The organism is Pseudomonas syringae pv. cilantro (assembly GCF_001293775.1).
GTDB lineage: Bacteria > Pseudomonadota > Gammaproteobacteria > Pseudomonadales > Pseudomonadaceae > Aquipseudomonas > Aquipseudomonas syringae_P.
In genome coordinates this window covers 159,312-180,355 of the sequence record NZ_LGLN01000037.1, presented here as the reverse complement: position 1 = coordinate 180,355, position 21,044 = coordinate 159,312, and the positions used below count along the sequence as shown (strand labels likewise).

At 59.9% G+C, this 21,044-nt stretch carries 9 protein-coding genes and 1 pseudogene; 5 read left to right on the top strand and 5 right to left on the bottom strand.

The window, feature by feature from the left end:
- Positions 1 to 229: 229 nt before the first annotated feature.
- The 3 genes from recC to recD are packed head-to-tail and all read left to right on the top strand — an operon-like array spanning position 230 to position 9,485.
- Positions 230 to 3,706, top strand: a complete 3,477-nt coding sequence (gene recC / locus ABJ99_RS12075; RefSeq protein ID WP_054086037.1) for an exodeoxyribonuclease V subunit gamma — start codon at positions 230 to 232, stop codon at positions 3,704 to 3,706.
- Entirely contained in the window at positions 3,703 to 7,395 is a 3,693-nt protein-coding gene (gene recB, locus ABJ99_RS12070; protein ID WP_054086036.1) for an exodeoxyribonuclease V subunit beta, read from the top strand. The genes recC and recB overlap by 4 nt, the downstream gene beginning before the upstream one ends.
- On the top strand, positions 7,392 to 9,485 hold the full coding sequence (gene recD, locus ABJ99_RS12065; RefSeq protein WP_054086035.1) for an exodeoxyribonuclease V subunit alpha: 2,094 nt from the start codon (positions 7,392 to 7,394) through the stop codon (positions 9,483 to 9,485). Before recB ends, recD begins: the two co-directional genes overlap by 4 nt.
- A 229-nt stretch (positions 9,486 to 9,714) precedes the next feature.
- Here recD and ABJ99_RS28655 read toward each other — a convergent pair whose 3' ends face one another.
- From ABJ99_RS28655 to ABJ99_RS12040, 5 genes and pseudogenes are all read right to left on the bottom strand, one after another.
- Positions 9,715 to 10,593 carry a hypothetical protein gene (locus ABJ99_RS28655; RefSeq protein WP_054086034.1) on the bottom strand — a complete coding sequence of 293 codons (879 nt, stop codon included), beginning with the start codon at positions 10,591 to 10,593 and terminating at the stop codon, positions 9,715 to 9,717.
- 169 nt (positions 10,594 to 10,762) lie between these two features.
- Positions 10,763 to 14,548: a hypothetical protein gene (locus ABJ99_RS12055; protein WP_054086033.1), complete on the bottom strand. Its 3,786-nt coding sequence runs from the start codon at positions 14,546 to 14,548 to the stop codon at positions 10,763 to 10,765.
- Entirely contained in the window at positions 14,545 to 15,102 is a 558-nt protein-coding gene (locus ABJ99_RS12050) for a DUF4123 domain-containing protein (protein WP_054086032.1), read from the bottom strand. Before ABJ99_RS12050 ends, ABJ99_RS12055 begins: the two co-directional genes overlap by 4 nt.
- Positions 15,099 to 17,196, bottom strand: a pseudogene (locus tag ABJ99_RS12045) (type VI secretion system Vgr family protein). The gene ABJ99_RS12050 and the pseudogene ABJ99_RS12045 overlap by 4 nt, the downstream one beginning before the upstream one ends.
- Before the next feature lie 262 nt (positions 17,197 to 17,458).
- Positions 17,459 to 18,406, bottom strand: a complete 948-nt coding sequence (locus ABJ99_RS12040; protein WP_054086031.1) for a LysR family transcriptional regulator — start codon at positions 18,404 to 18,406, stop codon at positions 17,459 to 17,461.
- A 159-nt stretch (positions 18,407 to 18,565) separates the two neighbouring features.
- On the opposite strand from ABJ99_RS12040, the gene ABJ99_RS12035 reads away from it, so the two are divergent.
- Positions 18,566 to 20,092: a CoA-acylating methylmalonate-semialdehyde dehydrogenase gene (locus ABJ99_RS12035; protein ID WP_054086030.1), complete on the top strand. Its 1,527-nt coding sequence runs from the start codon at positions 18,566 to 18,568 to the stop codon at positions 20,090 to 20,092.
- A gap of 34 nt (positions 20,093 to 20,126) precedes the next feature.
- On the top strand, positions 20,127 to 21,017 hold the full coding sequence (mmsB, locus tag ABJ99_RS12030; protein WP_054086029.1) for a 3-hydroxyisobutyrate dehydrogenase: 891 nt from the start codon (positions 20,127 to 20,129) through the stop codon (positions 21,015 to 21,017).
- The last annotated feature ends 27 nt before the right edge of the window (positions 21,018 to 21,044 follow it).

The window sequence follows — 21,044 nt, the reverse complement described above, 5'->3', positions numbered from 1 at the left end:
GTAGTGTGGGGTTTCCCCATGTGAGAGTAGGTCATCGTCAAGATTAAATTCCAAAAACCCTCATCGCTCACGCGTTGAGGGTTTTTGTTTTTTTAGCTTTTGAAAAACTTCAGCTTGTCCCTTAGACACATCCCGCCAGTCATCCAGATCAACGTGCATATGGCAATCCAACGCGCTTGCCCTTATGGTTCGGCCTCAGGTTTCTATCGCACTGGTCAAGGAAGCACGCATGCCCGTAACAACCTCCCTAAGCGCAGGTTTCATGGTGGTTCAAGGTAACCGCCCGGATGAACTGCGCAGTCTGGTGGTGTCCTGGATGCGACGTTACCCCTTGTCACCACTGGAGAACGAGATCGCGCTGGTGCAGAGCAATGGGATTGCGCAGTGGCTCAAGTTGGCCCTCGCCGAAGATGCTCAGGATGAAGACAGCGGAGGCTGCGGTATCGCCGCCGCCATAGACGTTCAGTTACCCGGCAGTTTCATGTGGACGCTGTACCGAACCGTTCTGGGTCGTGGCGAAATCCCAGAGACCTCACTGCTCGACAAAGGGCCTCTGACCTGGCGTTTGATGCGCTTGCTTCCTGCGCTGATCAATCAGCCGCACTTCGAGCCACTGCAGCGCTTTCTGACCGACGACACCGACCTGCGCAAGCGCTATCAGCTATCCGAGCGCCTGTCTGATCTCTTTGACCAGTATCAGGTCTATCGCGCCGATTGGCTGGAAGACTGGGCCGAAGGGCGCCATCAATTACGCGACGCTCGAAATCAGTCCAGACCGCTGACCGCTGCCAATTGCTGGCAGGCAGAGCTATGGCGTGCGCTGCTCGACGATGTTGGTGCCGAAGGCATGTCACAGAGCCGAGCGGGTGTGCATCAGCGCTTCATCGAGCGCATTGGCAACATGACCGAAGCTCCTCCAGGTTTGCCGGCGCGCGTCATCGTGTTTGGTATTTCCTCTCTGCCAGCGCAAGCGCTTGAAGCACTGGCGGGCCTGGCGAAGTTCAGCCAGGTGCTGCTCTGTGTGCATAACCCCTGTCGGCACCATTGGGCCGACATCGTTGCCGACAAGGACTTGCTGCGCCACCAGTACAAACGTCAGGCGCGCAAGACCGGCATGCCGATGGTCCTCGATCCGCAAGCGCTGCATCAGCACGCCCACCCGCTACTCGCCGCCTGGGGCAAGCAAGGTCGTGACTACATCAACCTGTTGGATAGCCATGATGATCCGCGCAGCTATCGCTCGTCGTTCAAGGACGAGCGCATTGACCTGTTCAGCGAGGTCGAACCTGCCAACCTGTTGAACCAGCTGCAGGACGACATTCTCGAATTGCGCCCGCTGGATGAGACTCGGGAAAAGTGGCCGGCAGTCGATCCTCTGGAAGACCGCTCGGTCCGTTTCCACATCGCCCACAGTGCCCAGCGCGAAGTAGAAGTGCTGCACGACCAGCTCCTGGCCAGGTTCAGCAAAGACCCGGACCTGCGCCCGCGTGACGTGATTGTCATGGTCCCGGATATCGACAGCTACGCGCCGCATATTCGGGCGGTGTTCGGCCAGATCGACCGTGAAGATCGGCGCTTCATCCCTTTCACGCTGGCGGACCAGGGGCAGCGCGGCCGTGAGCCTTTGCTGATCGCGGTCGAGCATTTGCTCAAGCTTCCCGACAGCCGCTTCCCGGTCAGCGAAATTCTCGACCTGCTCGACGTTCCGGCGTTACGTGCGCGCTTCCGGATTCAAGAGCGCGACCTGCCGACCCTGCATCGCTGGATCGAAGGTGCGGGCATTCGCTGGGGGCTCAATGCGCAACAGCGCGCCGGTCTGGGACTGCCTGATGCGCTGGAGCAGAACAGCTGGCATTTCGGTCTGCGCCGCATGTTGCTGGGCTACGCCGTCGGTGCTGGTGCGGCGTATCACGGTATTGAACCCTATGACGAGATCGGCGGACTGGATGCGGCCTTGATCGGCCCTCTTGTGGCCTTGATCGACGCCCTTCAGGTGGCTCACGCGCAACTGTCTACGCCGACTACGCCAGAAGAATGGGGCGCGCGTTTGCAAGCGCTGCTGCAACTGTTCTTCCAGGCCGAAAGCGAGCATGACGATTACCTGCTGGCTCAGCTCGAAACGTTGCGCGAAAACTGGCTTGAAACCTGCTCAACCGTCGGACTGATCGACGAGCTGCCGCTGACGGTGGTTCGCGAAGCGTGGCTGGCTGGGCTCGATCAAGGGCGCTTGTCTCAGCGTTTTCTGGCAGGCTCGGTGAACTTCTGTACGCTGATGCCGATGCGTGCCATCCCGTTCAAGGTCGTCTGTCTGCTGGGCATGAACGACGGTGACTATCCCCGCGCGCAACCGCCGCTGGATTTCGATCTGATGGGCAGCGATTACCGTCCCGGCGACCGTTCGCGGCGTGAGGATGATCGCTATCTGCTGCTCGAGGCGCTGCTTTCAGCCAGAGACCAACTGTACGTCAGTTGGGTCGGCCGAAGCATTCGTGACAACAGCGAACGTCCGGCCTCGGTGCTGATCGGTCAGTTGCGCGATCACCTCGCCAGTGGCTGGAAGCTGGCAGGCGAAACCGACCCTGCCAGTCCGCAGGATGAAGGCGAGCGGTTGCTGAAAGCCTTGACCGTGCATCATCCGCTACAACCTTTCAGTGCCAGTTACTTCCACGCCGGCACAGGTTATTTCAGCTTCGCCCGCGAGTGGCGTCTGTTGCACGAAACCGATGCGCCGTCGCCTGCCCCGAGTGGACTGTCACCCCACGAGCAGGAAGAGCCGCTGACTATCGCGCAATTGCAGGACTTCCTGAGAAACCCGGTGAAGCACTTTTTCAGCCAGCGCCTGAAGATCTATTTCGAAGTGGCTGAAGCGCCACTGGCCGACGAAGAGCCGTTCGTGCTCGATGCCCTTGAGCGTTACGGGCTCAGTGAAAGCCTGCTCAGCGCCGCGATGGCAGCCCCTGACGACATCGATAGTGCGCTTCACACGCAGGCGCTGAAACTGCAAGCCAGCGGCCTGTTGCCCCTGGCCGGTTTTGGCACCTGTATGCAGGACGAACTGATCGAGCCGTTGCCGGACGTGTTGAAGCGTTACCACGATTTGCTGGCGCTCTGGCCCGAGGCACTGAGCAGCGCGTTGCCGATCAGTTTCGCCCACGGCGCGGTGAGCATCGATGGCTGGCTGGGTGGCCTGCACCGCAACGCCAGCGGCGACCTGTTGCTGGTGACGGCCATTCCCAACAGCATCGGCTCGAAAAAGACCCGTAAATGGCACCGGCTGATCCGTCCATGGGTGAATCATCTGGTGGCTTGCGCTTGTGGGCTGCCATTGAGCACGGCATTGGTCGCCAGCGATGAAAGCCTGATGCTGGAGCCGCTGCAAAAAGACGCCGCAACCACCACCCTCAATCACTTGCTGATGGCCTGGCTGCACGGCATGCAGCAACCGTTGCCGGTGGCTGTCAAAACCGCGTTCGCCTGGCTGAGCCAACCTGCCGACAAAGCCGAAGCCGCGGCACGCAAAGCCTACGAAGGTGACGGCCAGACCACTGATGGCGAACGCCGTGAAAGCACGGCACTGGCCCGCCAGTTTCCTGATTTCGATGCACTGATGGACAGCGAAGAGTTCGCAGGCTGGTGCGAGACGCTCTACAAACCGATTTACGACGCATCCTGGCAATCAGTGTCTGGCGGCGAGGGCAGCGCATGAGCAATCAAACACTTCCTCTGGCGCTACGTTTTCCGTTACGCGGCAGCCAGTTGATCGAGGCCAGCGCCGGGACTGGCAAGACGTTTACCATCTCCGCGCTGTACCTGCGTCTAGTCCTCGGCCACGGTTGCGAACAATCGGGTTTTGGTCGCGAACTGCTGCCGCCACAAATCCTGGTGGTGACCTTTACGGACGCTGCAACCAAGGAACTGCGCGACCGGATTCGGACCCGGCTGGCCGAAGCTGCGCGGTTCTTTCGGGACGAAATTCCTGCGCCGGATGCTCTGATTGCCGAGCTGCGCGAGCAGTTCGAGGCCGAGCAGTGGCCTGCCTGCGCAAGTCGCCTGGACATCGCCGCGCAGTGGATGGACGAGGCCGCCGTTTCGACGATCCACAGCTGGTGCCAGCGCATGCTGCGTGAACACGCCTTCGACAGTGGCAGTCTGTTCACCCAGACGCTGGAAACCGACCACAGCGATTTGCTCGGCGAAGTGCTGCGCGATTACTGGCGACAATTCTGCTACCCCATGAGTGGCGACGCGCTGGCCTGGGTGCGGGAAAACTGGAGCGGTCCGGCGGCGCTGTTGCCGCGCGTGCGAGGACTGTTTGGCCGCGAACGCAGTACCGACGATCGAGAACCCGCCGAACTGATCCAGGCGTCGTTGCAGGAGCGTCGAGCCGCCCTGATCGCCCTGAAAACACCTTGGGCCGCCTGGGCTGACGAGCTGTACGCTATCTGCCAGGACGCGGTCGCACGCAAGGCGGTCGATGGTCGCAAGATGCAGGAGCGGTACTTCAAACCGTGGTTCGAAAAACTCTCCACATGGGCCGCTGACCCAACCCAGGAACAACTGGATCTTGGCACCGGCTTCACGCGCCTGACGCCAGAAGGCGTAGCCGAAGCCTGGAAAAGCGACCCGCCTTCGCACCCGGCATTTGACGCGATGGCCGGGCTCAAGGCCGCGCTCGACGCGCTGCCCAAACCGGACGCGGCGGTATTGCAGCACGCTGCACAGTGGGTAAGTGCGCGCTTTGAGGAAGAAAAGCGTCGTCGCGCCGAGATGGGGTTTGACGACATGCTGCTCAGGCTCGACGCTGCCCTGCGCAGCGCTGGCGGCGAACGTTTGGCGACCCTGATTCGTGAACAGTTTCCGGTGGCGCTGATCGATGAATTTCAGGACACCGACCCCGTTCAGTACCGCATTTTCGAGAGTATCTATCGTCTTGAAGAAAACGACGAGCAGACCGGCCTGTTTCTGATTGGCGACCCGAAGCAGGCGATTTACGCCTTTCGCGGCGCGGACATCTACACCTATCTGCGCGCCCGCCACGCGACTCAGGGTCGCTGGCACACGCTGGACACCAACTTCCGTTCCAGCCTAGCGATGGTCGAATCGGTCAATCATGTCTTCATGCGCGCAGAACAGCGTCCGGAGGGGCGCGGCGCGTTCCTGTTCCGCGAAGGCGAAGACAACCCGGTGCCGTTTTCCAGCGCACTGGCCCAAGGTCGTAAAGAGACGCTGGAACTCGACGGCAGTCCATTGGCCGCGTTGACGGTCTGGCAGCTGGAGAGCGAGCAGCCGGTATCCGGCGTCGTCTATCGACAGCAATTGGCCGCCAGTTGTGCTGGTGAAATCGTGCGCTTGCTCAATGCAGGTCAGCAAAGCCGTGCCGGCTTCGTCGCGTCTGACCAGACACTGCGCGGGTTGCGCCCGGCCGACATCGCCATTCTGGTCCGTGACGGCAAAGAGGCGCAGGCTGTGCGCAGCCAGTTGTCGGCGCGCGGCGTGCGCAGCGTCTACCTGTCGGACAAGGATTCAGTGTTCGCCGCCCAGGAAGCCCACGACCTGCTGTCGTGGCTCAAGGCCTGCGCCGAACCGGATTCCGAACGCACGTTACGCGCGGCGCTGGCCTGTATCACGCTGGACCTGCCACTGGCCGAACTCGAGCGGCTGAATCAGGACGAACTGGCTTGGGAAAGGCGCGTCATGCAGTTCCGCAGCTACCGCGACATCTGGCGCATTCAGGGCGTGCTGCCGATGCTGCGTCGTCTGCTGCACGACTTTGCCCTGCCGCAGACACTGATCTCGCGTAACGACGGCGAGCGGGTGCTGACCAACCTGTTGCACCTGTCCGAACTGCTGCAACAGGCGGCAGCGGAACTGGACGGTGAACAAGCGCTGATTCGTCACTTGAGCGATCACCTGGCGCTGTCCGGTCAGGCGGGAGAAGAGCAGATCCTGCGCCTGGAAAGCGATGAGCAACTGGTCAAAGTGGTGACCATCCACAAATCCAAGGGGCTGCAATACCCGCTGGTGTTCCTGCCGTTCATTTGCTCGTCCAAACCGGTGGACGGCAGCCGTCTGCCGCTGCTGTTTCACGACGCCGAGGGCCGCGCGCAAATCAGTCTGCAGCCCACCGAGGAACTGATTCAACACGCCGATGGCGAGCGGCTGGCCGAAGACTTGCGTTTGTTATACGTCGCACTGACCCGCTCGGAACACGCCTGCTGGCTGGGCGTTGCCGACCTCAAGCGCGGCAATGCCAACAGCTCGATGCTGCACCGCTCGGCGCTGGGTTATTTGCTGGGCGGCGGCGCGGCGTTGCCTGAGTCGACGGCCCTTAAAGTCTGGTTACGTGATCTGGCCGAAGGCTGCCCTGCGATTGCCTTGCAGCCGGTTCCGGAGCCTACGGCCGACAGCTTTGTCGCGCCACGCAACGAAGCTTCGCTGGTCAAGCTGCTGGTCCCGAAACGCCGTGCCGCAGAGAACTGGTGGATCGCGTCCTACAGCGCCTTGCGGATTGGCGACACAGTGACAGCTGGCGCCGACGAGTCGCCGGACAGCCCGCAGGCGCAGAAGCTGTTCGACGACGAGCGCCTTGACCCCGAGGCGCCTCGCGACATTCTGGTCGGCGGTGCAGACATCCATCGTTTCCCCCGTGGCCCGAACCCCGGCACCTTTCTGCATGGCTTGCTGGAGTGGGCAGGCAACGACGGGTTTGCGCTCACAGCGCATAACGTCGAGTTGATAAGAGACGCCGTTGCCCGTCGCTGCCATCGCCGCGGCTGGGCGGGCTGGATCGAGACCTTGCGCGACTGGCTGCATCAGTTATTGAACATGCCGATGCGCCTGTCGCCCGACGCCACTCCGGTTGCGCTGGGTGATCTGAATCAACCCAATCAGTACCGCGTCGAGATGGAATTCTGGTTCGCCAGCAACCACGTCAATGTGGCGCAAATGGATGCCCTGGTGCGCCGCTTCACCCACGACAATGCGCCGCGTGCCGCGACCGAAACTGTCTCGCTCAATGGCATGTTCAAAGGCTTCATCGACCTGACGTTCGAGCACGAAGGCCGCTATTACGTGGCCGATTACAAGTCCAACTGGCTGGGTGCCGACGACGATGCCTACACCGAACTGGCGATGGAAGCCTCGATACTCGACAACCGCTACGACTTGCAATACGTCCTGTACCTGCTGGCATTGCATCGGCAGCTCAAGGCACGGCTGGCCGATTATGATTACGACCAGCACATGGGCGGCGCGCTATACCTGTTCTTGCGGGGCAGTCGCTCAGCCTCGCAAGGTGCCTGGTTCACCCGCCCGCCACGCGAGCTGATCGAAAGCCTGGACCTGCTGTTTCAGGGCAAGCCAGTACCGCACGACCTGCCGGGAGCATTGGTATGATCCGCACGTTTGACGACCTGTTGCCCACCGTGCTGGACGATGCTGGTCTTGCCGAGCTGAGTCCGCTGACCCGTGTCGACGACCTGCTGATTCTGCTCGAACGCTGGGTCGAGCGCGGCTGGTTACGCGCACTGGACCGGGCGTTCGTCGCGTTTCTCGGCGAACTCGATCCGCAGGCCGATCCGCTGGTGCTGGTGGCGGCGGCGTTTACCAGCCATCAGTTGGGGCATGGTCATGTCTGCCTCGACCTCTACGAGACGCTGAAAGAACCGGACTTCGCCTTGTCGCTGCCGCCCGAAGGCGATCAGCAAGACGGCGCAATGCTGCTGCCCTCGCAATTGCTGGCTGCGCTGGACGGCGCGGCGTGGTGTCAGGCGCTGGCGCGCAGTGCGCTGGTCGCGGAAGTCGGAGACTCAAGCGCCGAAGCGCTGAAAAAACCATTGGTGCTGGCGGAGCGGCGCTTGTATTTGCGCCGCTACTGGACCTACGAACGCCGTATCGCTGCGGCCCTGCGCCAGCGACTCGCCCAACCTGACACGCCACCAGCAGATCTGCCACAGCGCCTGACCGCATTATTCGGAGCTGCCGATTCTGCGCCGGACGCCGTCATCGACTGGCAGAAACTGGCCTGCGCTCTGGCAACCCGTCGGGCATTCAGCATCATTACCGGCGGTCCCGGTACGGGCAAAACCACCACCGTGGTGCGCCTGCTGGCACTGCTTCAGGCACCTGCCGTGCAGAGCGGCCAGCCATTGCGCATTCGCCTCGCAGCCCCGACCGGCAAGGCCGCGGCACGTCTCACCGAGTCCATCAGTCAGCAAGTGCAAAGCCTGGACGTCAGCGCCGAAGTGCGGCAAAAAATCCCCAGCGAAGTGACCACCGTGCACCGCTTGCTGGGCAGTCGCCCCGGCACTCGCCACTTCCGCCACCACGCCGGCAACCTGTTGCCGCTGGACGTGCTGGTGGTCGACGAAGCATCGATGATCGACCTGGAAATGATGGCCAATCTGCTCGACGCACTGCCATCCCATGCGCGCATGGTTTTGCTGGGCGACAAGGATCAACTGGCCTCCGTGGAAGCGGGAGCCGTGTTGGGGGATTTGTGTCGCGACGCTGAAGAGGGTTTCTACAGTCCCGAAACCCAAGCCTGGCTTGAAGCCGTCGGCGGCGAAGATCTGAGCAAAGGTGCGCTGCAACCGGGCGATGCGCAACGACATCCGTTGGCACAGCAAGTGGTCATGCTGCGGCACTCACGCCGTTTCGGTCAGGGCAGTGGCATTGGCCAACTGGCCCGGCTGGTCAACCAGCAGCAGGACAAACAGGCGCGCGCCCTGCTGTCGGCAGGCAGCCACGCCGATCTGTTCGCCCTGGCGCTCAAGGGCGAGCAAGACCTCAAGTTCGAACGGCTGGTGCTGGACGGTCTTGGCAAGGGTGAACAAGGCCCGCAGGGTTATCGGCATTACCTCAACGTGCTGGCCGCCGAGCGTCCCGCGCAGGGTTCGGCACTCGACGACGCGTGCTGGACTGTCTGGGCCCGCTCGGTGCTGAACGCGTTCGACGCATTCCAGTTGTTGTGCGCCGTGCGCAAAGGCTCGTGGGGCGTGGAAGGCCTGAACCAGCGCATCACTCACGCGCTGTTCAGCGCTGGCCTGATCGAAAGCGAACAGCAGTGGTACGAAGGCCGCCCGGTGCTGATGACCCACAACGATTACGGCCTCGGCCTGATGAATGGCGACATCGGCATCACCCTGCGCTTGCCCGAGCGCGATGGCGACGGCAAGCAAGTCCTGCGTGTCGCCTTCCCGCGTAACGACGGCACTGGCGGCGTGCGCTTCGTCCTGCCCAGCCGCCTCAACGAAGTGGAAACCGTATACGCCATGACCGTGCACAAATCCCAAGGCTCGGAATTCGCCCACACCGCCCTGATCCTGCCCGAAGCCCTCAACCCGGTGCTGACCAAGGAACTGATCTACACCGGCATCACCCGCGCCAAACACTGGTTCAGCCTGATCGAACCCCGCCAGGGCATCTTCGAAGAAGCCCTGCGCCGCAAGGTCAAACGCCTGAGTGGGTTGATGCTTGGGCTTTGAATCTGCAAACGCCCGCGCCTAAACAGGCTGCAGTCTGTAATGCACAAGTCGTGAACGCTCTGAAAGGTAGCGTCTGCCCGAGTGGCGCGGGAGCGGGCCTGGCGCTTCGCTTGTAGTGGGAGCGGACTCGTTCGCGAACTGCCGGGAACCGGCAGCAACGGTACACACGGTACATCAGACGCAACTGAGGCAGCCCGTTTCAGGGCCGCCGCAGATCCGACACAACACCTCACACGCCATAATCCACATATCGCGCCATAAGGTTCGGGCGACTAAACGTATCAATCGTATAAACCCGCTGCCACATGGCATCGACCTCTGCTTTGAACGTGTCGTTGTCCATGTCGATCCAGTAGCGTGGGTTGCGGCCATTTTGCTGATCGTGGCTAGCGGTCACCGGGTCTAAATGCCGGTAGGGTTCGAACAACGGAATATCCGGAATCGGGCCGCTGGTGTCCATGTAATTTTGCAGGAAGTCCCAGAGTGCGCAGGGGCGCTGCTGGAAGTCGTCGGGGCCGAGTAGCGCGTGGAAGTTGATGTGCTGCTCCTCGTAGCGATGCTGGAGTAGCAGGCCGTAATACGGTCCATGACGATCATGCGTGGTGATCATGTAGGCATCGAACTCGTAGAACGGCGCGACGAACTCGTCGATCACCCCTTCTTTTCGATGGCGTTTGTAGCCGAAGATCGTGACCAGACCGGTTCTGCGATTGAGCTCCCAGAGTGGACCTTTTGGTGGGCGGAACCAGATGCGGGGAAAGTGATTGATAACGATGTGACCGATAAGCCAACTGAGCAACGGAATGCCTAGCAAAAATGGATAGAGGCCTATTAGCAGCTCGACAGTGACCTGTTGCCACGAGTCATCGGAAGCGTGGACAACAGCGATGTGTGAGATTATTGAAATTGGAAAGAGCATAATGAAGCCTACTTTTCCAAACTGCAGAATAAATATCCAGAATTGAGACCTGAATGGAAGCTGTGAAAATCTAAAGCGTTCCTGATCAAACTTTTGATGGAGCTCCACGTCTTCAAATATTCTGGCTTTATAGGTTCCGATGTTTTTTTTTCGGTCATCCTCTATTTTCACCCTCTCCCAGAATCTCATTTTTTCTGGGGTAGATTGCCTAACGATCCCCGCTGTAGCCACTTGCTGAGTCAAACCCCATGGCAGGCGAAACTTGTAAGTCGCGCATGATTTTCGAATAGACGGTCTTTGCTCAGGAATGTTGTGAGGGTTATAGGCTTTATGTCCATAGCAAGTGTGCGTTTTTGATTCAGTCATTCAAAGATGCCTTGTGCGTTACTTCATCTGCCCAAAAGGGTTGATTGATTATTTCAAAATTTGGCACTGCCCATTTTGAACTATATCTAGTGGGGTCTTTGACAGGGGGCGATGGGAAATATAAATTCTCTCCTTCGTGAGTTAAAACGAACTGAGCCCTTACAGCCCATTTGTAATAATGCCTGCTGTTGCCAGTTAATGAGATCTGGTTAGTCGGTGTGGTGAAAAAGAGCTCAATCGCATCAGGGTAGAGGCGCTGCGCATTGGGGCGTGTTGCTTTATCTGCGACTTCTACTGTTGCCTGGTAGGGAACACCTTGATTATTGGTCCTTTCGATAATGCGGCACTGACGGCAGTCGGCTTGAATGCTGACACTGTGAAGGCTACCAATAACGCCTGGTAGGCGGCTCTCTAAACGAATGACGGTGTCAGCGCTGCGTATGGCATGCGGTATTTTTGCGTGGGTATCAAATGTGGCGTGCTGTTCGTGAGCCGGATTTTTCTCTATTGAGATACTGATACCCGCAAGCAGGCTTGTCAGCCGGTAAAAGGCCTCTGATGGGTCCTGTAAATACAGGTCAATTGAATGGCTCTCACCGAATGGTCCGTTTGCTAACCAGGACTCCAGTGGCGTTGAGCTCATAATGACGACCAAGCCCACGCCCATACCGATCAGCAGCAACGCCGCCCAGCCTAGCGGATTGAGGCCGAAGTAGACCGTTAGCCCTCCGAATATCGAACCAAGAGCGCTTAGTAGACCGCCCATGGACATTAGCAGATAGCCATATATAGCTTGATCATTCCATTGCCACGCATACCAAATGTCATATAGGTTGACAGTGCAAAGTAGACTTCCTGAAATTATTTGAGCGATGAGGCGGCTGTTGATTTCCTTGGTTACAACTTCGCCAAGTGTCTTTCCAAGCCACCGTTCTGCGCCTTCTTCAGAGATTACCCACAGAGCTTTTCTACTTAAAAAATCCTTTGGTTGGCTACCCAGTAATTTGAAAGTCAGCGCCTCCAGCGCGATGGTCAGATCTACAATAGCGCTGATGAGGCCGGCGGTTGCTCTTGCACTATTCTTTTCTCGCATTGTCTGTTTCAGAGCCTCACTCTCCGAACTCACATTCCAAACCTCCAACATCAACACCGCCAGACAAAACGGGGTCGACGCCAGCACTCTGTAAGCCGCCTTGTTCCTCTGTGAGTCCAGCCCCTCTATCGCTTCACTCAGCCCGCTTTTCGCCCGGACATGAGCCGCTTGCGCTTCCCCCACCGCGCCTGCCATTTCCCGAGCTTTTTTCAGTGCTCGGTTCATGTCGCCGACCACCTGTGCGGTCTTGTGTCCGCGAGGGATCACCAGCACCCAGTTGTCGCCCGTGGGCACGCGAGTCGAGTAGTGGGGCGGTGGGTCGATGTCGCCGAACGGGCTGCCGTCGGCGCGCAGGTATTCGCCGTAGCGCGTTTTTGGCAGTGACTCCCGACCGGGCAGGTCTTCCAGGCCGAATACGTAGTGTTGGGGCGTGACCTGATTGCGGCGTATCAGGAACGCTGCACCGAAATGCTCGGGCATCATGCTGCGCAGTTGTTGCACGCCGCGGCCCTGGCGGTTGACGTTGATCTTGTGTGCGTTTGCACCCAGTCGCTCTTGCATCTGCGCCAGTCGGTCAGATGCAGAGCGGGCGTTGGCGCTGGCGTTTTGCACGTTGCCGTTGGCTGGCGCGAGTGCCTGGCTGGCCTTGTCGATTGCATTCGCTGCGCCATCTGCGGCGCTCTGCAGATTTTCGAAGATCCCGACCAGCGCCGCCGTGGTCGCCTTGCCGTTGTTGATGAGGAAGAAGTTCTGCAGGCTGTCGCCTTCCAGCAGGTTGGCCAGGGTGGTGGCGTCCAGCGTGACTTGAGCGACGGGGTCGGGCGTTGGCCGGTTTTCGAAGCGGGCCAGTTCGGTGGCCCGAAAGCGCCCATCGCCCAGGTTTTTAGCGTCTTCAAGCGGCGTTACGTAGGGCGCGCAGACTGTCTGCAGATCGCACTCGGGCCACAGCATCGCGTGCAGAGGGGAGGTGTCGTCGCTGGCAAGCGCATTCAGAAATGTCTGCCCCGGACTCACGGCCTGATCCCAAAGGCCGATACCCGTGACCGCGTCCACAATGTCGCCGCTGGGAGCCAGCGGGTCGACATTGGACGGCACAAGCGCCACCGTCGCCAGTGTCCGGCTCAGCTCGTACATTGCCGCCACGTAGGCAAAGCCATCCAGACTCAGGTGGTCGGCCAGCATCTGAACGGTGCCCGCTTGCTTCAGCGTCGCGACCAGCGTGTCCTGCGTTCCGATCATGTGCCGCCAGACCATGGCGCGTTCAACGGTGGCGGTGCATTGGTTGATAGCGCGCCTGCCAGGCTCATGCAACTTGGCCATCGTCGCGTGTAACGGGTTCTCCTTGCCGCGAATGCTGCGCGGTACGACCAGTTGCTGCACCAGCAGCGCGCTGGCGTGATGCGGCTGACGAATGGCCTGTCTGGCACACAGGCCGAACAACTGCTGGTAAGTGTCGATGCGTTGCCGCAAATGACGCAGCCGGAAACACGCATCGTCCAGCAGCACACCGCAGACCTGACGCTGCCGCGCAAGGGTCAGCACATCGACGGCATTCGGCTGTGCTTGCCAGAGCACATCGGTATCGACCGTTTCGCCCTGCGTTTCAGCCGGTAAACTGGCGAGCAAGGCGTCTGCCATCGCTGTCAGTTCCAGAGGTCCGCCGTCCTGAACGGCAGTGCCCCGGGCAGCCTGAGCCAGAAAAGCTCTGGCTTGCCTGAACGACTCGACCGGAAACTGCCCCGACAGATCACACAGGTAGCGCGCTGGATGATCGAGCAGGCGTTCATAACCAGGTTGCCGCGCACGCTGCGGTGCCGCGAGGCTGACCGGAAAGGCGCTGTGTTCCAGATTGAGACGAGTCGCGTTAACCCGAGCGATCACCGCTTGGGCCGCGTAATTTTTTGCATCGAACTCGGAAAACGCTTTGAGCATCGCCGCGCCATCGGGCTTGCCCTTGTACAGGTCCGTGAAGCGCTCTTTTGACCAGCCCAGGTCAGGGCTCTTGCAGCGCTGTGCTCTCAGCGTCGTATCGGTTTCCAGACGTTCAAGACGCGGCGCGCTGAGCTGAATTTCCGAAAAGCAGAGTTGCAGATTTTGCACTCGCCGGTTGTTGCAGATTGCCGGCAGCCAGATGTCTTCAAGCGCCGCGCCGGTGGCCTTGCGCTCGCCGGGCAGGAAACCGTCTGGCTGGCGATAACGGGCTATATCGATGTCGTGATAAGTACTGCCGTTTTCACCGACTTGAATCTCCAGTTCGCGCCACAGCGTCGCCTGATAAAAAACGTACACGTAACCTGCGCGCGCCAGCACGGGTGTGCCGAGGTCGTACACGGTCTTCGAACCGGGCAGCGGCACAAAGGGCAGCACCGGCACGATCTGGTTGAACTGCGCATCGGCCTGTCGCGGCGTGGCCTGCGTATCGTTGAATAGCGGCAGCCGAATCGGCTCGCCCTCAGTGGTTTCGATCTGCAGTTCAAGACGCGTGCCGTTAACGTGATCCCAGACCTCAAGAGTGCTGCTGTACAGCGTGTGCTCCAGCTTTTCCGGTGTTGACGGATAGACACGGTCGCCGGTTGCGCTGATCAGCTGAACCTTCTGCTGGTCCGAATGATGCTTGCCCACGATCTGGACGATCAGCTTGTCCATCTCGCAGGAAGGCCCTGCGCTCAAGCGGCTGGCGGTCATTGCTGGAATTCCTTGATCTGGCGGCGTAAGGCATCTTCCTGGCGTTGGCTCAGCGCCAGGGTCATGGGAGGCTGCGGGGGGATCCAGTGAGACGCGTGCGGATTGTCAATGCTGATCCAGCGCTGATTGCCTTGCGCAACGTCTGCCCAGGTTCCGCCATGCCAGCGAAGTCGAGACATGGGCCCCAGCCATTGGGCACTGGATTGCGCGGTGTCGGCGGTAAACAAATAGCTGGCAGTCACCGGGTGTGAATAACGCATAACGCCTCGGCGTACCCCTTCGAACCTGACGAATAAAATGTGCCTGAGATGCGCGAGCACGACCTCCACAGGTGAGGTGCTTTCGATGATCAGGCCGGGCCAGGCGTCGGGGTGCTCAAGCACGATGTTCAGCAGCGGATGCTGGACGGACGCATCCAGCAAGACGGGACTTTTATCCCGGTAGGCGGCGAGTTCGGTCTTGTCGAACAGCAGAGTTGGCGCCGGGTCGGGCAGCCGTCGGTAAAGCTGTTCCAGCAGCGAGTCAGTGCGTTCCAGCAACAGATAAATGTTCATCGCCACGCTCCCGACTGCAATGCTTTTCGGCAGCCGCAATCGGCCAGCGGGCAATTCGCAGGTGTTCCACCTTTCGGTTTTTGGCAGAGTTCAATGATCGGCCCCGATCCACTCAGACGCTGCATCAGCAACTGCCCCGGCGCACTGTCATCGACCCGCTGCACCCGCCCCGGCAGTCGCGGTGTGGGCGCTGTTCCGTCAGGCAACTTGCCCCCGAAACCGAGCCTGACGACCTGCGGCCCGTCCACGGTGATACCGCTGGCGTCGATCTTGATGAAGGATTCGCCAGCCTTGAAAGTGATCTCCAGACCTGCCTCGATCACCACGTTATTGCCAGCCTTGATGTGAACTTCCTGCCCGGCCTCTGCCAGCAACCCATCTGCCACCCTGATGTGCTGCGTTCCTCCCACCGTCAGGTGATCGCTCATTTTCACTTCAGTCAGCCGGGCGCCCGCAACGGTCCGGTGCTCCTCAGCTCCGAACTCGCTGTAGCTGTTGGCTTGGACCCGGTCATGACGCTCATGGCCGACGCTGATGTCTGGTCGTGCTTGACGATCTGGTCCCAGTCTCGCTGGGCGTGAATATAGATATGCTCCTGCCCGGCGCGGTCTTCGATACGCAGTTCGTTCGACCCGCCACCGCCAGGGCTACTCAAGGTCTTGAAGACGCTTTGCGTCTGATCCGCAGGCAATTTGCCGGGCGGCAGGTGCTCGGCATGGTACAGGCAGCCGCTGACCAACGGCCGGTCGGGGTCGCCTTCCAGAAAGGTCACCAGCACTTCCATGCCGACTCGCGGGACGACCATGCCGCCGTAACCATTACCTGCCCAGCTGGACGACACCCGCAGCCAGCAACTGCTGCGGTCATTGCCCGCGCCTTCGCGATCCCAATGGAACTGCACCTTGATTCGGCCATGTTTGTCGCAGTGAATTTCCTGACCTTTCAGGCCGGTGACCACGGCGGTCTGACTGCCGAAGATCTTTGGCTTGGGGTGGCGCAGGGGCGGGCGGTAGGTCGCCTTCCTGGGTGTGGCCAGAAAGGTATTGCGATAGCCTTGCTGAAAGTCGCTATCGTGCTGGCCGGGCACCAGAGACTCCTCCAATACCTGCGGCTGACGGCCCTCATGGCGTACTTCGGTCAGCAGCCATAGATCGTTCCAGTCTGTGTTGGGATGGTGGCTGAGCTGCAGGAAATGACCACTTGCCAGCATGTGCTGCTTGCTTCGGCCTTCAGCCAGACGATAGTCGTGGCGATGCCGCTCCTGAGCCCGTTTAGCCAGATGAATGCCACGATCTTTATCGGTGAAGCCGCCGGGATAAGCGTAGTCTTCGAGCGGGTTGCTTTCGTCATTGTGAGTTGCGCCCTGCATTTCCACGCGCGGACGTTCAAAATGATAGTCGCGGCGCACGGTTTGGCCTGGCCGGGTTTCCAGCCTCTCCAGAAAGTGGTTGACCACGGGCTGACCTTCCTGCAGCCCCGAACTTTGCTGATAGCGCACTGGCGCCAGTTCAGGAAACACTGTCTGATCATCGCCGAACACCAGTTGATGCGCCGTCGGACTGTGTTCAAAGTGATAATGCAAGCCTTCTTCTTCACACAATCTCTGGATGAAGTGCAGGTCCGACTCGTTGTACTGCACGCAGTATTCGCGTTCTGGATAAATTGTGCCGAGATGGAATTGATAACTGTCGGCTGGTAATCGGTGATCTTTCAGCACCAGGGCAATGATCTGCGGCACTGTTTTGTGCTGAAAAATACGGTGATTGGTGCGGTGCCCAAGTCGGGCCAGATGCGGGCGCAGGGTGACCGAATATGCGTCAGACGGGTGCCGGAATCGCCTTGGGCTATACGATCGATCAGCCCGTGAACGCCTCGGTCGTTGGGTCCGAATTGCAAAAATGCCGGAAGTCCCAGCAGGCGTTCAAGGTCCAGTGACAGGCGCTCGCTGACCAGTTCCAGCGTGAAGCAGAAGGGCTGGTTGATGGCTTCGTGGCCGGTGAAGGCCAGAATCTGAAAGCCATGATCGACGTTATCAGGGCGTTCAGAGCAATCAATGCTCAGGCTGAAGCGTGGCTGATGGGCAGAAGCGAACATCCAAAACTCTCCGCAGTAACGGGCAATCGCGCCCGTCGAACCGAGAGAGTCATTACAAGAACAGTGCCATCGGAATTTTTTCTATACAGATCAATAGGTTGAAAATCTGCCAACGAAAAAACAGTAAAAAAACCGAAAAACCTGCGCAGGATAGTGCGCGCTTTCTACGCCAGACTGCGCAGTATCTGACGAGCAAATAATCCGCGCCCTCAAGCCTGAAAATCGGCGGTGATGCAGGTTTTACTGAGCAATCTCTTGCGCATCACTCGACGAACCGCAACGCCGCCCCTTCACCCAACAAAAACCCCTTATTCAAGTCCGACACCTCCCGAATGTAATCCCACAGCAACGTGATCCGCTTCAACTTGCGCAGGTCCTCCCGGCAGTACATCCAGAATTGCCGGGTGATGTTCACTTCATCCTCCAGCACTGGCAACAGCCTCGGGTCTTGCGCGGCGAGGAAACATGGCAGGATCGCCAGCGCGCGGCCTTGCAGGGCGGCGGTGTATTGGGCGATGACGCTGGTGCTGCGCAGTTGCGCCTGGGCGTTGGGCAGCAGGTTGCTGAGATACAGCAGCTCCGAGCTGAACGCCAGGTCGTCGACGTAGCTGATGAATACGTGTTCGCTCAGGTCGGCCTTGCGCTGGATTGGCGCGTGGCTGTCGAGGTATTCCTGGGTTGCGTACAGGCGCAGGCTGTAGTCGCAGAGTTTGCAGCACACGTACGGCCCGTGTTCCGGGCGCTCCAGGGCGATGACGATGTCTGCTTCGCGTTTCGACAGGCTGATGAAGTGCGGCAGCGGCAGTATGTCCACCGAGATGCTCGGGTAATTGTCGAGAAAGTGGCTCAGTTGCGGGGTGATGAAGAAGCTGCCGAAACCCTCGGTGCAGCCCATGCGGATGTGCCCCGAGAGCGCCACGCTGGAGCCTGAAACCTGTTCGCAGGCCATGTGCAGTGTGCTTTCGATGGACTCGGCGTAGCCCAGCAGGCGCTGACCTTCGGCGGTCATGATGAAGCCGTTGTTGCGGGACTTTTCAAACAACAACGTGCCGAGTGAGGTTTCCAGAGAGTTGATACGCCGCGACACGGTGGTGTAGTCGACGGCCAGGCGTTTGGCGGCGCTGCTGACTTTGCGGGTGCGTGCCACTTCGAGGAAAAACTTCAGGTCATCCCAGTTCAACAGGCTTAAGGAAGTGATGTTTTTTTGCATGTTGACCCTGCTTTTATCTGCATTCTTATTAGAAGTTTGCACATCTATACTCCAAAGCACGCCCCCTGACCAACTCAAAAACAATACTGTCGGGAGGCCACGAGCATCCATCGGCAACTGCCCCGGATCGCTTGGTTTGCTGAAGGGAGAACAGCTGAAATGAATGCCTCGCCGAATAGCACCGCTACCTCGATAGCCCGCGTCAAACTGTTGATCGATGGTCAGTGGGTCGACTCGCAAAGCAGCGAATGGCAGGACATCGTCAACCCGGCCACGCAGGAAGTGCTTGCGCAGGTGCCGTTCGCAACAGCCAGTGAAGTCGATGCCGCCGTTGCTGCCGCCCTTGCGGCTTATTGCACCTGGCGTGAAACGCCCATCGGCGCTCGCATGCGCATCATGCTCAAGTTGCAGGCGCTGATCCGTGAGCACTCCAAACGTATTGCGGCGGTGTTGAGCGCCGAGCAGGGCAAGACGCTGGCGGATGCCGAAGGCGATATTTTTCGCGGTCTTGAGGTGGTCGAGCATGCGTGCTCGATTGGTACGTTGCAAATGGGCGAATTTGCCGAGAACGTCGCCAGTGGCGTCGATACCTACACCCTTCGCCAACCCATCGGCGTGTGCGCAGGCATCACCCCGTTCAACTTTCCGGCGATGATTCCGCTGTGGATGTTTCCCATGGCGATTGCCTGCGGCAACACCTTTGTCATCAAACCCTCCGAACAGGACCCGCTATCGACCCTGCTGCTGGTCGAACTGGCGATCGAAGCGGGCATTCCGCCGGGCGTGCTCAACGTGGTGCATGGAGGTAAGGACGTAGTGGACGCGATCTGCACGCACAAGGACATCAAGGCCATCTCTTTTGTCGGTTCGACCGCCGTCGGCACGCACGTTTATGACCTGGCCGGGCGGCACGGCAAACGCGTGCAGGCGATGATGGGCGCGAAGAATCATGCGGTCGTGCTGCCCGACGCCAATCGTCAGCAGACGCTCAACGCGCTGGTGGGCGCAGGCTTTGGCGCAGCAGGGCAGCGTTGCATGGCGACCTCGGTGGTGGTGCTGGTCGGCGCATCGAAGCTGTGGCTGCCGGACCTCAAAGCGTTGGCGCAGAAACTCAAGGTCAACGCCGGTCACGAGCCTGGCACTGACATCGGTCCGGTGATTTCCCGGCGCGCGAAGCAGCGCATTCTCGATCTGATCGAAAGCGGCGTGCGTGAAGGCGCGACCCTTGAGCTGGACGGTCGGGAAGTCTCGGTGCCGGGCTATGAAGGCGGCAACTTCGTCGGGCCTACGCTGTTCTCGGGTGTCACCACCGACATGCAGATTTACACCCAAGAGATCTTCGGCCCGGTGCTGGTTGTGCTGGAGGTTGACACGCTGGATGAGGCCATTGCGCTGGTCAACGCCAACCCGTTCGGCAACGGCACGGGCTTGTTCACCCAGAGCGGCGCCGCAGCGCGCAAGTTTCAAAGCGAGATCGACGTCGGCCAGGTCGGGATCAACATCCCGATTCCTGTGCCGGTGCCGTTTTTCAGCTTCACTGGGTCGCGAGGCTCCAAACTGGGCGATCTGGGTCCTTATGGCAAACAGGTGGTGCAGTTCTACACTCAGACCAAGACTGTCACCAGCCGCTGGTTCGATGACGACAGCGTGAATGATGGCGTGAACACCACGATCAATCTGCGTTGAGTGCTGCCTGTCAGCCAGGCCAAGGAGAACAATAATGAACATCGCATTTATCGGTCTGGGCAACATGGGCGCGCCCATGGCTCGCAACCTCATCAACGCCGGGCACAGCCTGCACGTGTTCGATCTGAACAAGGATGTACTGAGCGAATTCGCCGGGCTGGGCGCAAAGGTCAGTGATTCACCCAAGCAAGCCGCTGAGGGCAGTGGACTGGTCATCACCATGCTGCCTGCCGCTGCGCATGTACGCAGCGTGTACCTGAACGACGACGGCGTGTTGAAGGGGATTGCGCCCGGCGTTCCGGCCGTTGATTGCAGCACCATCGATCCGCAAACGATCCGCGACATCGCCGCCACCGCTGCGCTGCAAGGTGTGGTGTTGGGCGACGCGCCGGTATCGGGCGGCACCGCAGGGGCGCAGGCTGGCACGTTGACGTTCATGGTCGGCGGCTCGGCGCAGCACTTTACCGAGCTCAAACCGCTGCTGGAAATAATGGGCCGCAACATTGTGCATTGCGGCGAAGTGGGCACCGGGCAGATCGCCAAGATCTGTAACAACATGCTGCTGGCGATTTCCATGATCGGCGTGTCCGAATCAATGGCCTTGGGCAACGCGCTGGGCATCGACACCGAGGTGCTGGCCAGCATCATCAATACCTCGACCGGCCGTTGCTGGAGTTCCGAGGCGTACAACCCTTGGCCGGGCATCGTCGAAACAGCGCCCGCATCGCGAGGATATAGCGGCGGCTTTGGCGCGGAGCTGATGCTCAAGGATCTGGGGCTGGCGACCGAAGCCGCTCGTTCGGCGCATCAGCCGGTGATTCTCGGTGCTGTGGCCCAGCAGTTGTATCAGGCGATGAGCCTGCGCGGAGACGGCGGCAAGGACTTCTCGGCGATCATCGAGGGGTATCGTAAAAAAGCGCTTTGACAGAACAGATACCTGGGCGGTCGTTCA

Excerpts from the sequence above, each read along its gene's own strand:
- ABJ99_RS28655 (WP_054086034.1), bottom strand. The coding sequence starts at position 10,593 with ATGAGATTCTGGGAGAGGGTGAAAATAGAGGATGACCGAAAAAAAAAC.
- ABJ99_RS12050 (WP_054086032.1), bottom strand. The coding sequence starts at position 15,102 with ATGAACATTTATCTGTTGCTGGAACGCACTGACTCGCTGCTGGAACAG.
- ABJ99_RS12040 (WP_054086031.1), bottom strand. The coding sequence starts at position 18,406 with ATGCAAAAAAACATCACTTCCTTAAGCCTGTTGAACTGGGATGACCTG.
- mmsB (WP_054086029.1), top strand. The coding sequence starts at position 20,127 with ATGAACATCGCATTTATCGGTCTGGGCAACATGGGCGCGCCCATGGCT.
- recD (WP_054086035.1), top strand. The coding sequence starts at position 7,392 with ATGATCCGCACGTTTGACGACCTGTTGCCCACCGTGCTGGACGATGCT.
- recC (WP_054086037.1), top strand. The coding sequence starts at position 230 with ATGCCCGTAACAACCTCCCTAAGCGCAGGTTTCATGGTGGTTCAAGGT.
- ABJ99_RS12035 (WP_054086030.1), top strand. The coding sequence starts at position 18,566 with ATGAATGCCTCGCCGAATAGCACCGCTACCTCGATAGCCCGCGTCAAA.
- ABJ99_RS12055 (WP_054086033.1), bottom strand. The coding sequence starts at position 14,548 with ATGACCGCCAGCCGCTTGAGCGCAGGGCCTTCCTGCGAGATGGACAAG.
- recB (WP_054086036.1), top strand. The coding sequence starts at position 3,703 with ATGAGCAATCAAACACTTCCTCTGGCGCTACGTTTTCCGTTACGCGGC.